12 protein-coding genes are annotated in these 14,970 nt (G+C 37.6%); 9 read left to right on the top strand and 3 right to left on the bottom strand.

What is annotated here, in order from left to right:
* Positions 1–51: 51 nt before the first annotated feature.
* Positions 52–807 (bottom strand): Nif3-like dinuclear metal center hexameric protein, encoded by a 756-nt coding sequence (locus AC979_RS09560; protein WP_049373989.1) that lies wholly within the window; start codon positions 805–807, stop codon positions 52–54.
* A gap of 438 nt (positions 808–1,245) precedes the next feature.
* Here AC979_RS09560 and AC979_RS09555 point away from each other — a divergent pair, with 438 nt between their 5' ends.
* The 3 genes from AC979_RS09555 to AC979_RS09545 all read left to right on the top strand — a co-directional run bounded on the left by AC979_RS09555 (position 1,246) and on the right by AC979_RS09545 (position 3,503).
* Positions 1,246–1,563 (top strand): hypothetical protein, encoded by a 318-nt coding sequence (locus AC979_RS09555; RefSeq protein ID WP_049373988.1) that lies wholly within the window; start codon positions 1,246–1,248, stop codon positions 1,561–1,563.
* Between the two features lie 13 nt (positions 1,564–1,576).
* Positions 1,577–2,755, top strand: coding sequence for a hypothetical protein (locus AC979_RS09550; RefSeq protein ID WP_049373987.1), 1,179 nt, complete (start codon positions 1,577–1,579; stop codon positions 2,753–2,755).
* A 160-nt stretch (positions 2,756–2,915) separates the two neighbouring features.
* A complete protein-coding gene (locus AC979_RS09545) occupies positions 2,916–3,503 on the top strand; it encodes a hypothetical protein (RefSeq protein WP_049373986.1) in 588 nt (195 codons plus the stop codon).
* A gap of 68 nt (positions 3,504–3,571) precedes the next feature.
* Here AC979_RS09545 and AC979_RS09540 read toward each other — a convergent pair whose 3' ends face one another.
* Positions 3,572–4,507, bottom strand: coding sequence for a Kdo(2)-lipid IV(A) acyltransferase (locus AC979_RS09540; RefSeq protein WP_049373985.1), 936 nt, complete (start codon positions 4,505–4,507; stop codon positions 3,572–3,574).
* A 97-nt stretch (positions 4,508–4,604) separates the two neighbouring features.
* Here AC979_RS09540 and hldE point away from each other — a divergent pair, with 97 nt between their 5' ends.
* Positions 4,605–6,035, top strand: a complete 1,431-nt coding sequence (gene hldE / locus AC979_RS09535; RefSeq protein WP_049373984.1) for a bifunctional D-glycero-beta-D-manno-heptose-7-phosphate kinase/D-glycero-beta-D-manno-heptose 1-phosphate adenylyltransferase HldE — start codon at positions 4,605–4,607, stop codon at positions 6,033–6,035.
* Positions 6,036–6,165: 130 nt separating this feature from the next.
* Positions 6,166–6,435, top strand: coding sequence for a 30S ribosomal protein S15 (gene rpsO, locus AC979_RS09530; RefSeq protein ID WP_005628925.1), 270 nt, complete (start codon positions 6,166–6,168; stop codon positions 6,433–6,435).
* A gap of 113 nt (positions 6,436–6,548) precedes the next feature.
* Here rpsO and prlC read toward each other — a convergent pair whose 3' ends face one another.
* Complete coding sequence (gene prlC, locus AC979_RS09525; protein WP_049373983.1) at positions 6,549–8,588, bottom strand: oligopeptidase A; 2,040 nt, start codon at positions 8,586–8,588, stop codon at positions 6,549–6,551.
* A 230-nt stretch (positions 8,589–8,818) separates the two neighbouring features.
* Here prlC and AC979_RS09520 point away from each other — a divergent pair, with 230 nt between their 5' ends.
* The 4 genes from AC979_RS09520 (at position 8,819) to AC979_RS09505 (ending at position 14,960) form a co-directional block, all read left to right on the top strand.
* A complete protein-coding gene (locus tag AC979_RS09520; protein ID WP_049370318.1) occupies positions 8,819–9,181 on the top strand; it encodes a YbaN family protein in 363 nt (120 codons plus the stop codon).
* Positions 9,174–10,736, top strand: coding sequence for a peptide ABC transporter substrate-binding protein (locus AC979_RS09515; RefSeq protein WP_049373982.1), 1,563 nt, complete (start codon positions 9,174–9,176; stop codon positions 10,734–10,736). Before AC979_RS09520 ends, AC979_RS09515 begins: the two co-directional genes overlap by 8 nt.
* Before the next feature lie 136 nt (positions 10,737–10,872).
* A complete protein-coding gene (locus tag AC979_RS09510; protein WP_049373981.1) occupies positions 10,873–11,514 on the top strand; it encodes a MerR family transcriptional regulator in 642 nt (213 codons plus the stop codon).
* A complete protein-coding gene (locus AC979_RS09505) occupies positions 11,511–14,960 on the top strand; it encodes an acyl-[ACP]--phospholipid O-acyltransferase (protein WP_049373980.1) in 3,450 nt (1,149 codons plus the stop codon). Before AC979_RS09510 ends, AC979_RS09505 begins: the two co-directional genes overlap by 4 nt.
* Positions 14,961–14,970: the final 10 nt, after the last annotated feature.

The following is a 14,970-nucleotide window of genomic DNA, read 5'->3' as shown; positions in this document are numbered from 1 at the left end:
AGATTATACTTGTTTTGTGTGCTTTCGGCAATCAATCACACTTTGTACCAGTTAGGCGGGATTATCAATATCTTTAAATTCTACATCCAAGCCATATTCAGCCGCTAGCCATTCACCTAATGCCTTAATGCCGTAGCGTTCTGTTGCGTGGTGACCAGCCGCAAAGAAATGAATACCTTGCTCACGAGCTGAGTGAATTGTTTGCTCCGAAACTTCGCCCGTAATAAAGGCATCACAACCTTGTGCTGCCGCTAAATCAATATAGCCTTGTCCGCCACCGGTACAAATACCTACTTTACGGATTAAGTGCAGTCCGTTTTCGGTGCAAATTAACGGTTTACGGTGAAGCACTTGTTCAATACGGTGCGCAAATTCTTCAGCGGTAACGGGATCTTTTAACGTTCCCAAAACAGGAATGCTGGTTGCGCTATTTTCTAAAGGTCGAAGATCGCTAATCCCCAATAACTGAGCAAGTTTTGCGTTGTTACCTAATTCAGGGTGAATATCTAAAGGTAAATGGTAGCCATATAAATTGATATCATTCACAAGTAAGGTTTTGATGCGTTTGCCTTTCATGCCACGAATACACGGATTTTCGCTTTTCCAAAAATAACCGTGGTGGACAAGTACCGCATCAGCTTGTTGCGCAACGGCATAATCAATCAAAGCTTGGCTTGCGGTGACCCCCGTGATGATCTTTTTGATCTCTGATTTGCCTTCTACTTGCAAACCGTTAGGGGCGTAATCATTTATTCTGTCTGTGCTAAGTTTTTCGTTTAGTAAACGTTCAAGTTCTAGATTGTTCATCATTTTTGAGAAAAAAGAAAAAGGTGAGATATGGTAAGGGATTTAAAAAAAAATGGCTAGTGCAAAAGGAGTGGGGGGGAATGCACTAGCCAGTAGTGTGTTTGTAATAAAACAAGTTTACTATCTAAAACGAGATTCATTATATATTTTATTATATAAAGATCAAGGGGGATTTTAGATATTTTTAAAAATAGAATTATTGACAGATTTACCAGCCCTCAATGATAGTTTTTTACAAAATTTTATAGGCAGAACTCGCGGAGTTAGTTGCATAATAGAGCAATTAACTCAAGGTATTATTGATTGCATAACTAATTGTTTTAAAATTGTTTTATTCCAAGAAGTATACTTCTTTTAGTTGGTATTGACATACCAACTAAACAAACACTGATAAAAATATTTTTAATTAACATTTAACATAAGGAATCGGAGTAAAACATGCCAAAAATTGAATTATCAAGTAAATGGTCTTGTGATGGGCGTGAGTTAAAACCTAAATCAGGAGCAACTTCACAAAATACTTGGGTGTATGACGGTCGTTATCTAAAACCTAAATTTTCAGCAACATCAAAAAATACTTGGGTATATGACGGACGTGAATTAAAACCTCAATTTTCAGCTAATTCACAAAATAGTTGGGTAATTGAAGGGAATAAAATTAAACCTCAATTTAGTTCAAATTCGAGTAATACTTATGAGTTTAACGGGCACTCAATTTTAGTTGCTTTTGGTCAAGTTGTTTTAAAACTTTGGTAAGAGAGAGGTAGTTATGTCTAAAAAAATTAGAAGCAGTGCAATTTATAAAGATTTAATTATCGAATCTGCTGAAGATTATACCGTTACTATCAGATGCCGTGACAGAAAAACACGAAACATGTTAAGAGAAATTTCTGAAGATCTTGGTTTTGAATATTCTGATGAATGGAATACTCGTTATTTTGGCCATCGATTAATTAATTTCATTAATGGCGTTGATACCCGTAGAGAAACAACAAAACTCGCAGAGGATAAATTCCCAGAAGAACTTTTCTCAGATACTGATACTACAGAGTATATTTCTGATGAGGATTGGGAATGGTGGTGTGGATTATCAGATACACTAAAATATATTGTGTTATGGAATATTAAAGATGAATTTCTTGATGAAGACCATGGCCTAACTCCTGAATATGATGATTTAAGTCAGGAAATTTCTACAGAACTAGATCTTTATGATAGAAATGGTGCAATCGCTTTCTATTTGAAAGATTATATTGTAGGTGTACATTTCTCAGATGGTAATTTTGAACCTGGAATAACTCATAAATTTGTCATTCCGGATAATGTGTTTAATATTAGAGAGTTGCCTAAATTGTCACATATTAAGCAATTGTCTTCATTATCGTTCCATGGTTGGGGGGGCGGTTTTGGTTCGGAGGAAATTGAGTTGCTTGCTCAAATTCCTCAACTGAAAGAACTGGATCTTACGACTAATAGTGTTTCTGGAGATGCTCTAGAAAAATTATCCTCGTTGACTAATTTAAGAACTCTTTCTTTACCATATTCGGGGGATTGGAGTGCTGATGAGTGTAGTATGTTAGCCTCATTAGGTGATAAACTACCAAATTGTGTAATTAATCTACATGTTGGTACTTATGAGGATATTAGTAATCTTGCTACATTAAAAGGTCTTAATGTATCATCACTTTCATTCAGAGATTGGGATGAGTCTGTAAAAGAAGATGTAATAGATTTGATAATTTCATTCTCTAGTATTAAAGAATTAGATCTTTCTGGTAATAAAGTAGATATTCAATCATTAGCTAAATTAGCGTCTTTGCCTAATTTAAGCACCCTTTATCTAGAAGATACTAAGGATTTTGATTACTATAGTATAGAACCTGACAGTGATGAGTGTCATCAACTTCAAAGTGCATTACCAAATTGTAAAATTAGGTATAGCATGTAACAAGTTGGATTTACGATTGACTGACTTTATAAATAACACCGTGTGTAATACATGCGGTGTTTATTATTTTTATTGTGGGATGGCAAGTATATAGAAGTAAATATTATTTATTCATTTTTGTGTTCCCATATTTAAATAAATTTCAAGTATTGGAGAAAATGTGGAAAAGTCTTTACCTCCTAAGCCCAGTGTTTCAGAAGTTAATAAATATCTAAATGAATGGATAAATCTTGAAGGTTATACTTCGCAAGAAAGGGCGTTAAATAAACTTTTTCTAGAGTTATTACCTGGAAATTCTGAAATAACTGATATTTTATTAAAGGCATCATGTTTAAATGATTTTTATAGCACAAGAATATTTGCTATTTATCCTGTGGCAAAACGTATTTTAAGTATTAAAGATCTAGATAAACGTTTAAAGGCTGGTGATATCAAATTAGTTCGTGAATTAGGAAACGTAAAAATTGGTGATAACAAGAGGTATTTTTATTCTTTTGCGACTAAATATTGTAGTCATCATAATCCAATTGCTTTTCCAATTTATGACAGCTATGTGGAGAAAGTTCTCGTTTATTTTAATAAAGTCGATAAATTTTCATCTTTTAAAATAAAAGATTTAAAAAATTACAGAAAGTTTAAAGGGATTTTATTAGATTTTCAAAGATATTATAAATTAGGAGGATTTAATTTAAAAGAGATTGATCGATATCTCTGGTTATTAGGTAAGGAGTTTTTTTCGAAGAAATAATAACTTATTCTTAATATAAAAGGCTAGATTCTTTATAGTATCTAGCCTTTTCAGTAGAAGCACCTTTTTTACGAATACAAACTTGGTTCATCCTCAGTTGGACGCGTTTTAAATCGGCGGTGTAGCCACATGTATTGTTCGACACCTTTTAAGATTTCTTTTTCCACAACTTTATTCATTCTTGCAGCGATTGCTGTTTCATCTGAAAGATTGGAAAAATCCACCGGTGGCGAAATACTGACCGTATAGCCTGAGCCGTCTTTATTACGCAATGGGGCAAAAGGCACGACTTTACAATTTGGCGCGGATTTAAGCAGATAATAACTTCCAGTCGTGGTTGCTGCTTCTTGAACAGCGAAGAAAGGCACGAATACCGCATTTTTTCTGCCGTAATCATGATCGGGCGCATACCAAATGGTTTCACCTTTGCGCAAGGCTTTGAGCATGCCACGTAGATCTTTTCGGTTCAGCATATCTTTATTTGAACGTAAGCGACCTTTAATTTGTAACCAATCCAGTACATGATTGTCATTGGGGCGATAAACGCCTACACCAGGATGATGTAAGCCCACTATACGCGCACCTAATTCAAGAGTAAGAAAATGGACACCCACAAAGATAATGCCATCTTGGGCGTTCTCTTTTAAATAATTTAAGCCCTCAATTTTTGACCATTTTTTAATGCGAGCATCAGACCAAAACCATGCCATGCCGGTTTCAATAATCGCCATCCCAACGGCGCGTAAGTTTTCTTGCAAAATAGCTTCACGTTCTTGCTCGGGTATTTCTGGAAAGCAGAGCTCAAGATTTCGGCGTGCGATAGCGGCACGGCGTTTTCCCACTTTTAATTTTGAGAAAAGCCAGCCTAAGCCATTGCCGATGTGGCGTAGAATTGGATAGGGAAGTAACAAAAGGCTTCGCCAAATCGCCACACCGAGCCAAAATCCCCAGTATTTAGGGGCTAGAAAGTGCGGTTGAAATTGAGGGAGTTTTTCGTTTTTCATAATTCTTTTTTGGTTAGTTCTGCGTGTAGTTTATCGCAAATTTGAGTTGTGGTAAAATTGCGCCAAATTTTTATTATTCCAACAGAGAGATTTCAAAATGGCTCAATATTCTGCCAATTTTAATCAAGCAAAAGTATTAGTGTTAGGCGATGTGATGCTTGACCGTTACTGGTTTGGTGCGACTAATCGTATTTCACCGGAAGCACCGGTTCCTGTGGTTCGCGTACAAGATAATGAAGAGCGTGCAGGTGGTGCAGCAAACGTGGCAATGAATATTGCTTCTCTTAATGTACCTGTGCAAATTTTAGGTTTAATTGGTCAAGATGAAACAGGGACAGCCTTAACCAATTTATTACAGCACCAAAAAATTGACTGTAATTTTGTGGCATTGAATACTCACCCAACTATTACGAAATTACGTATTTTGTCTCGTCATCAACAATTACTTCGTTTAGATTTTGAAGAAGATTTCAAAAATGTGGAATGCCAAGAGTTGCTTGCAAAATTAGAAGCGGAAGTGAAAAATTTTGGTGCATTGGTGCTTTCTGATTATGGCAAAGGCACGTTAAAAGATGTACAAAAGATGATCCAAATTGCACGTAAAGCGAACGTTCCCGTGCTGATCGATCCAAAAGGGACAGATTTTGAGCGTTACCGTGGTGCCACTTTACTCACACCAAATATGTCTGAGTTTGAAGCGGTGGTGGGTAAGTGTGATTCTGAAGAAGAAATTATTGAGAAAGGTTTAAAATTAATTTCAGATATCGAATTGACCGCACTTTTAGTGACCCGTTCCGAAAAAGGCATGACATTACTTCGTCCAAATCAAGAACCGTTCCATCTACCAACTGTTGCAAAAGAAGTGTTTGATGTAACAGGTGCGGGTGATACCGTAATCAGCGTATTAGCAACCGCACTTGCAGATGGTCGTTCTTTTGAAGAATCTTGCTATTTAGCCAATGTGGCGGCAGGTATTGTGGTCGGTAAATTGGGTACATCAACGGTCTCTACCGTGGAATTAGAGAATGCGATCCATGGTCGTTCTGAAACGGGCTTCGGTATTATGTCAGAAAGTCAGTTAAAAACTGCAGTAGCTCATGCTAAAGCGCGCGGTGAGAAAATTGTGATGACAAATGGTTGTTTCGATATTCTTCACCCAGGCCATGTATCTTATTTAGAAAATGCTCGCAAACTTGGCGATCGTTTAATTGTTGCAGTGAATACAGATGACTCAGTTAAACGCTTAAAAGGCGAAAGTCGTCCAATTAACAATCTGAATGCACGTATGGCAGTATTGGCTGGTTTAGCGTCAGTGGATTGGGTGGTCTCTTTTGATGAAGATACACCACAACGTTTAATCGGTGAGATTTTACCTGATTTATTGGTGAAAGGCGGCGATTACAAACCTGAAGAGATTGCCGGCAGCAAAGAAGTGTGGGCGAATGGTGGTGATGTTCGTGTATTGAATTTCGAAAATGGCTGTTCAACTACAAACGTAATTGAAAAAATTAAAGCGCTGAAAGATTAATTTATTAAGGAATGAGTAGAATAAAGCTTGCCTTTATCCTGCTCAATCGTTAAAATTCAGGCTCCTTGTCATCGCTGAGTTAGAGATCGGCGAATGATGTATTAATAACACTGCCTTTTAGGAGTAAAAAATGTCTCTAAGTACTGAAAAAAAAGCAGCAATCGTTGCTGAATTTGGTCGCGATGCGAAAGATACTGGTTCTTCTGAAGTTCAAATCGCATTATTAACTGCACAAATCAACCACTTACAAGCTCACTTTGCTGAGCATAAAAAAGACCACCATGGTCGTCGTGGTTTATTACGTATGGTTTCTCGTCGTCGTAAACTTTTAGACTACTTAAAACGTACTGATCTTGCTTTATACCAAAGCACTATCGCTCGTTTAGGTTTACGTCGCTAATTTTTATTACGATAGTAAAAATAAAAGCCTTCGAATTACCGAGGGCTTTTTTATTTTCGGCATATTGGAAAATAAAAAAACGGTCAAAAATTTGACCGCTCTTTTTTAGTTCATTAGTTTGCAATGCCTTTATGACGAAGCAATGCGTCTAATTGAGGTTCACGTCCACGGAAGCGTTTGAATAAGACCATTGGTTCTTCAGAGCCGCCGCGAGTGAGAATTTCATCCAAGAAAGATTTACCCGTAACCGGATTGAAAATCCCTTCTTCTTCAAAACGAGAGAAGGCGTCTGCAGATAGTACTTCAGCCCATAGATAGCTGTAATAACCGGCTGCGTAACCGCCAGCAAAGATATGGCTAAAGCTATGTGGTGCTCTTGCCCATTCAACGCCTTTAATTACGGCAACTTTATCTTTCACTGCTTTTAAGGTATCAAGTACTTGATTAGCTTTGCCTGGTTCAAAAGTATGATGAAGGGTAAAATCAAACAAGCCAAATTCAAGTTGACGTAACACAAACATCGCTGCTTGGTAGTTTTTCGCTTTGAGAAGTTGATTTAATTTTTCTTCTGGTAACGGTTCGTGCGTTTCAAAGTGACCAGAGATAAAATCAAGGGCTTCTTTTTCCCAACACCAGTTTTCCATAAATTGACTTGGGAGTTCTACCGCATCCCAAGGTACACCATTGATACCCGCAACATCAGGTACGTCAACTTTGGTGAGCATATGGTGAATGCCGTGACCAAACTCATGGAAAAGAGTCGTGACTTCATCATGGGTGAATAGTGCAGGTTTATCACCAATAGGCGCGTTGAAGTTACACGTTAAATAGGCAACCGGTTTTTGAATTGAACCGTCAGCATTACGTTTTCTGCCGATGCAATCATCCATCCATGCGCCGCCACGTTTATTTTCACGTGCATAAAGATCGAGATAGAAACTACCACGTACTTCATCAGTTTCATCAATTAAATCAAAGAAACGCACATCTTTATGCCACGTATCTACGCCAAAACGTTCAACTGCACGAATATTAAAAATACGTTTAATTAATTCAAATAATCCCGAAATAACGCGATCTTCAGGGAAATAAGGACGAAGTTCTTCATCATTGATCGCATATAAATGTTGTTTTTGTTTTTCAGAATAGAAACTGATATCCCAAGGGGCAAGTTCCGTTACGCCAAATTCTTTTTCACAATAAGCTTTAAGTTCCGCTAATTCTTTCTCACCTTGCGCTTTTGAACGATCTGCAAGGTTATTTAAGAAATCTAACACTTGTTGTGGATTTTCTGCCATTTTGGTCGCAAGTGAGCGTTCAGTATAGGTATTGAAACCTAGCAGTTTCGCTAGTTCCACGCGTAACGTCATGATTTCTTCAATGATCGCTGTGTTATCCCATTTACCTGCGTTTGGACCTTGATCAGAAGCGCGAGTTGCATAAGCACGATACATTTCTTCGCGTAGTGCTGCATTTTCGCAATAGGTCATGATTGGCAAATAACTTGGGATTTCTAGCGTAAAGCGATAGCCTTTTAAGCCTTTGCTTTCAGCAGATTGTTTTGCTGCAAGTAATGCCGATTCAGGAAGACCTGCTAATTCACTTTCATCTTCAATGACTTTTTCCCAGCCCATGGTGGCATCGAGTACATTATTGCTAAATTGTGCGCTTAATTCAGATAAGCGAGCAACAATCTCACCATAACGTTTTTGTTTTTCTTCAGATAAACCGATACCTGAAAGCTCAAAATCACGTAGTGCATTTTCAATGGCTTTCTTTTGCGCCACTGAATAAGTGGCAAATTCAGGGCTATTTTTTAAGGATAAATAGGCATTGTATAACCCTTCGTGTTGGCCTACCCAAGTGCTGTATTCAGAGAGTAGTGGTAAGCAGGCTTGGTACGCATCACGTAATTCAGGGCTGTTTTTAACTGAATTTAAATGGGAGATGGGAGACCAAGCACGGCTTAGGTGTTCGCCTGCTTCAGAAAGGGGTTCAATAAAGTTTTCCCAAGTAAAGTGCGGTTGTTTTAGAACTTGTTCAATGGCTTGACGATTTTCTTCGATGAGTTTTTGGATTGCCGGTTGAATATGTTCTGGTTTGATTTGAGAAAACGGAGGTAAGCCTTCAATATGAAGTAATGGATTAGACATAAATATTCCTTTTGGTAACTGTTTCTTTAGTAAATTGCGACAAATTCTATAATATCAAGGTTGAAAAATCTAAAAAATCAGTAATAATTGCGTATCACTTTTATTTAGGGTTTATGATGAACGGCGCTTCCTTTTTTTCTATTATCATTTTTTCTGGCATCATTGCTCTTACGATTGTTATAGGTGTTGTTTCACTTAAGTTTTTCCCAAAAACTTCTTTAACCAAGGCTATGTATGTTGTTCTTGGATTCATTTCTTTAATATTAGGTGTTATTGGTATTTTTTTACCTATTCTTCCGACAACACCTTTTTTACTGCTTACACTTTATTCTTTTGCGAAAGGTTCTTCTCGTTTAGAACAATGGTTTTTAGGGACGAAGCTTTATCAAAAGCACCTAAAATCCTTTAATGAACGTCGTGCATTAACAAAAAAAGCAAAAATTTCTATTCTAACCTTTTCAACTACGATGCTTTTAATTGGCTTTTACTTTACTCCAAGTGTAGTGGGGCGAACGATCATTGCCATTTTAATTGCGGTAAAATATTGGTTCTTTTTCTTTTGGATTAAAACAGAAGACGTTGAAAATGGATAATTCTTTCTTTACTTGGCTTAAAAGTGCGGTCATTTTCGGTATCGTTTTTGGATTGAGTGGTTGTGATAAATTAAACAGTCCTAAATCTACAAACGCGGCAGCAGAAGAGCAACCAACACAAAGTCAGTCTATCGAACAAGAAAATACATCAAAACCGAGTAGGACTTTACTGACTCGGGCGTTTACTCATTCTCCTTCTTTTGAGCCTTGGTTTGTGCGTTATCCTGAACAAGAAAACTTATTGCGCGATTTATATGAAGGCTTAACGGCTTATGATCAGGAAGGACGAATCGTGCCTGGTATCGCAGAAAGTTGGCAAACAAAAGATAACAAAACTTGGATCTTTACCTTGCGTGAAGGGCTTCGTTGGTCAAACGGTGAACCTTTAGTTGCTCAGGATGTCATGCTTTCTTGGCAAGCATTGTCTCAATCAAATAGTCCATTAAGATCTTATTTGGCTTATCTTAATCTAAAAAATGCGAAAGGCGTTTTAGAAAAAAATAAACCTTTTAAGAGCTTAGGCATTTATGCAGAAAATGACCGCACTTTACGTATTGAGCTTGATAAACCAACACCGTATTTGCCGGAAATGTTGGCGCATATTAGCCTTGTGCCACAATATAGTGATCCTGATTCCCCTGTGACTAATGGGGCTTATATGATCGAAAGTGAAAGTGTGAGAAGCATACACTTAGCGAAAAACCCCTATTATTGGCAGAAAAATAATGTCGCTTTTGAACGCGTAGCCTATTTGCCTTTTGTTGCACCTAAATTGGCTGAATTTGATGTGGTGGTTGATATGCCGGAAGTACACTCAGATCTTCAGCATTTTCCGCAGCTTTGTGGATATTTTTATGAATTTAATCTGAAAGATCCTAAAGTTGCTAAGGCCGATGTGCGTAAGGCGATTGCGTCGTTGGTTTCGGTTACGAATATTGTGAATAATGAGATTCCAGCGGCAATTCCAAGTTCTTATTTTTTACCGAAAGCTATGCTAAATGGACAAGATTCAAGATGGGAGCCCGTTGTTGCCGAGCAGTTATTGGCTCAAAATAAAATTGATGAAAGACATCCGCTACATTTAAATGTGCTTTATGATGAAGCGCCATTGCATGTGAATATCGCGCAACGTTTAGTAGGGCAATTAACGCAATCAGATATGTTGCGTGTAGATGCTCAACCAGTCAATTGGCAAACATTACAGGATAAACGTCAAAAAGGTGATTTCCAAGTCATTCGTTCAGGCTGGTGTGCGGACTTTAATCATCCGATGGCATTTTTAGGCTTGTTCTATTCTAAAAGCCCCGATAATAAAAATGGCTATGCTAATGCAGAATACGATCAACTTTTTGAGCAAGCACTGAAAAGCTTAAATGAAAAAGAGCGGTCAGAAATTTACTTAAAATTAAGTGAGAAAATCCAGCAGGAAAACCTTGCGTTACCGCTTTTCCAATACACTACACCGGTTTATATTTCTCCAACTATTATGGGAGCGAAGAAAAATCCAGTAGGGGTCATTTATAGCAAAGATCTATGGCGAAAAGTGGAAAGCTAAAACTGATTAAGAAAGTTGTTTATCATGCGATAAACAACTTTTTTATTAAATTTAATTAAAAGTGTAAAGTAACACTATTTACTTTTTATTTTTATCCGCTACAATACACAACAAATCAACTTAGAGGGAAATCCTGATGTTAAAAATGAATGATTTAGTTAAGCTTAGTCAGACACCAAAATCCACGGTGCTGTACTATGTGAAAGAAGGTTTGTTGCCAGAGCCGGTGAAAGATAAACCGAATTTTCATCTCTATGATGAATATTGTGTAGAGTTGCTCAGTTTTATTAAGTATCTACAAAGCAATTTCAATGCGACGATTTCACAAATTAAAGCACTTTTTGCTCATCCTCATTTTGATTGGAATAATCCTTATGAAAGTCTTATTGGATTATTGGATATCATCATGGGTGCTGAAAATGAAGTGTTCACTATTGAGCAATTATGTGCAGAATTTCATCTTTCCGCTGAACAAATCGAAGAGATGGTAGCGGAAGGATTATTGAATCCTCGTGAAGGCATTTTTACAGCAAAAGAACGTGATATTCTGGCGATCTTGTCTCGTTGTGATGAAGCCGAAATGGATGTAGTGAAAGCTTATTTAGCTGCAGCAAAAATGTTAGCAGAAAAAGAGGTGAATGTGACTTTAGCGGCATTAGCTAATAGCGAACAAAAAGATGAAAAATTAAAACATTTATTTGATTTGTTGTTGGTGTTAAAACCTTATCTCTTGAATATGAAAACCTTCAATCTTTATCAAGCGGAGAGTGCGAAATGAAACTCTTAAAATATGCTGGCTTTGTGCCTTATTTAGCCATTGCCTTTATTAATGCCAGTGTGGATTTGGCACATAAAATTACCATTCAAAATGTATTATTGAAAAGCTTTTCAGGTGAGAGCTTGGTGGTTTTAACGGCATTAATTAATGCGATGATTTTATTGCCATTTATTTTCTTATTTTCCCCTTCGGCATTTATTAACGATAAATTTTCGCGCACCAATGTGATTCGTTATAGCAGTTTAGCGGCTGTGGTGATCAGTGCGGGGATTTTAGTGAGTTATATGACGGGAATGTTTGCGCTTTCCTTTGTACTCACATTGATTTTGGCAGCGCAAAGTGCGGTCTATTCTCCAGCCAAATATAGCATTATTAAATCGATTGTGGGCACTGAAAATATCGGTATGGCAAACGGTGTGATTCAAGCGCTCACCATTGTGGCTATTCTATTTAGTTCTTTTGCATTTTCTTTCTTATTTGAAGCGCATTATGTGGCATCAGATGATCCGAATGAAGTATTACAAAGTGTTTGGGTGATAGGTGTGGCGTTAGTATTGCTGAGTGCATTAGAAGCCTATTTTGCTTTTAAAATCCCATTCTTTAAGCAAGAAGCTGAGAATACAGAAGGTCAGTTTGATATGAGAAAATACCTTTCTTTAGGGTATTTAAAAGATAACGTTCGCACATTAAAAGCAGATCAAAATATTTGGTTGAGTGTTATTGGATTAAGCCTATTTTGGGGCGTGTCACAAATTATTGTGGCGGCATTCCCTGCGCATTATAAAGCGATGTTCAATGAAGATAATGCCATTGTTATTCAAGCGATTCTTGCGGTGAGTGGAGTTGGGCTTGCGCTTGGTTCATATCTTGCTGGTCGAGCTTCTCGTTTGCATATTGAGTTAGGTATTGTTCCGCTTGGTGCGTTGGGTATTTGTGTGTCGTTATTCTTCTTAACTCTAGCTCAAAGTGGGGTGGTATTAGCACTTTGTTCTTTTGTCTTTGGTTTTTCTGGCGGTTTATTGATCGTGCCATTGAATGCGACGATTCAGTATTTTGCATCTGAGAAAATCAGCGGCAAAATTATGGCGGGTAACAACTTTGTGCAAAATGTGTTCATGGTGGTCTTTTTGCTATTAAGCATTGTTTTTGTACAACTTAATGTTTCGACTCAAGGTTTATTCTTAGTGACTTCTGCTGCATGTTTTGCTGCAAGTTTATATACCATGTCGAAAGTACCCCATTTATTTACACGTTTATTCTTACTCTTTGCGTTAAAAGCGAATTACCGTTTTCATGTGGATGGCTTAAAAAATCTTCCACAAAGTGGTGGTGTGTTGTTATTAGGTAACCATATTAGCTGGATTGACTGGTTAGTGTTACAAGCGGCTAGCCCGCGTGCGATTAAATTTGTGATGTATCGTCCAATTTACAACAAATGGTATCTCACTTGGTTCTTCCGTATTTTCAAAGTGATCCCAATTGGTGGAGGCTCAAGCCGTGAATCTATTGAAACTATTCGTGAATATTTAGCACGTGGTGAAGTGGTGGCGTTATTCCCAGAAGGTCATATCAGCTATAACGGCCAAATCAATGAGTTCCAAAAAGGCTTTGAGCACGTATTAAAAGATTTAGAGAATGTGACGACTGTTCCTTTCTATTTACGTGGATTATGGGGTAGCAGTTTCTCTCGTGCGGATTCTTTCTATAAGAATTTAACTAAACGCCAAGGCAAACGTGAAATTTTAGTAGCATTCGGTAAACCCATTCATGGTTTTATTGATGCGACAGCGATGAAGCAAAAAGTACTCGAACTTTCTTTCTCCGTATGGGAAAAAGTCATGAGTAAACGTAAACCACTTATGCACCATTGGTTGAATTCGGCAAAATCGAATTTATTCAAAGAAGCTGCGGTGGATGCGCAAGGCACTAAACTCAATAACCTGAAATTTATTGCTGCCGTATTGATGTTTGTGAAAACCTTGAAAGCTGCTTTAGGGAATGAAAAAAATGTTGGCGTGTTATTACCAAGTTCATCAATCGGGGCAATTATCAATATGACCTTAATGGTGATGGGCAAAGTACCGGTAAATTTAAACTACACGCTAAGCCCAGAAGTGATGGAAAAAGCGTTGAAAAAAGCTAATATTTCGCAAGTCATTACCTCTGAAAAATTCTTGGATAAGTTGAACACAAAAGGTTTTGACTTTAACCAAGTGGTGGCTGATAAAGCCCTCTTTATGGAAAATTTAGGGAAATCGATCACTAAAGCGAATAAAGTGCGGTCATTTTTAACGGCGTTTTTAGCGCCACAATGGTGGATTAAATTACGTTACTTTGCAGATGTAAGCTTGGAAGATAATGCAACCATCTTATTCAGTAGTGGTAGTGAGGGTGATCCAAAAGGCATTGAATTAAGCCATAAAAACTTACTGACAAACATTAAACAGATCGGTGAATTATTAAATTTCCATAAAGATGATGTGATTTTGAATTCCTTACCCATTTTCCACTCATTCGGCTTAACTGTGACAACTTTATTACCATTGTGTGAGGGCATTAAAATGGTAAGTGTAGCGGATCCGACAGATGGGGCGACAGTAGGAAAAATGTGTGCTCGACATCGGGTGAGTATTTTATTTGGTACTTCAACTTTCTTTAGATTGTATGTACGCAATAAGAAATTCCATCCGTTAATGCTACAAAACGTACGTATGGTTATTGCGGGCGCCGAAAAATTGAAAGCAGATGTGAAAGAAGCCTTCAAACTAAAATTTGGCTTGGAAATTTACGAAGGTTATGGGGCGACTGAAACAGCACCGGTAGCTAGTGTTAATATGCCTAATTTACTTGATCCGGAAACCTTACAAGAATTTACCTTCAATCAAGCTGGTACAGTCGGTATGCCATTACCGGGTACCATTATCAAAATTGTGGATCCGGAAAGCTTGCAAGAATTACCAGTTGGCGAAGACGGCTTGATCTTGATTGGTGGTGGACAAGTCATGAAAGGTTATTTGAATGCACCAGAAAAAACAGCAGAAGTGATTGTTGAAATTGATGGTGTGCGTTATTACAAGACCGGCGATAAAGGTCACATCGATCATAACGGTTTTATTACCATTGTGGATCGTTATTCTCGATTTGCTAAAGTCGGCGGCGAAATGATTAGTCTCGGTAGTGTGGAAGAGAAACTTTCACAAGTATTTGATGAAGAAAATCAATTCGTTGCGGTAGCTGTAAGCGATGATAAAAAAGGCGAGAGCATTGTGCTTTTAATTAAGTCTGCACTTTCTTTAGATGAGATCAATGAAAGCATTAAAGGATTAAATGTACCGCCGATTATGCTCCCAAGCCAAGTCTTCTTAGTGGATGAAATTCCGATGCTTGGAAGTGGTAAAGTGGATTTCAAAGGCGCGAAGAATCTGGCGATGAGTTTGGTTAAGTAAAGAAAATCGT

It is taken from the genome of Parahaemophilus parainfluenzae, assembly GCF_001053575.1.
GTDB classification, from domain to species: domain Bacteria; phylum Pseudomonadota; class Gammaproteobacteria; order Enterobacterales; family Pasteurellaceae; genus Haemophilus_D; species Haemophilus_D parainfluenzae_S.
Note: the sequence above shows the minus strand (reverse complement) of the source record. Positions and strands in the feature narration are given on the sequence as shown.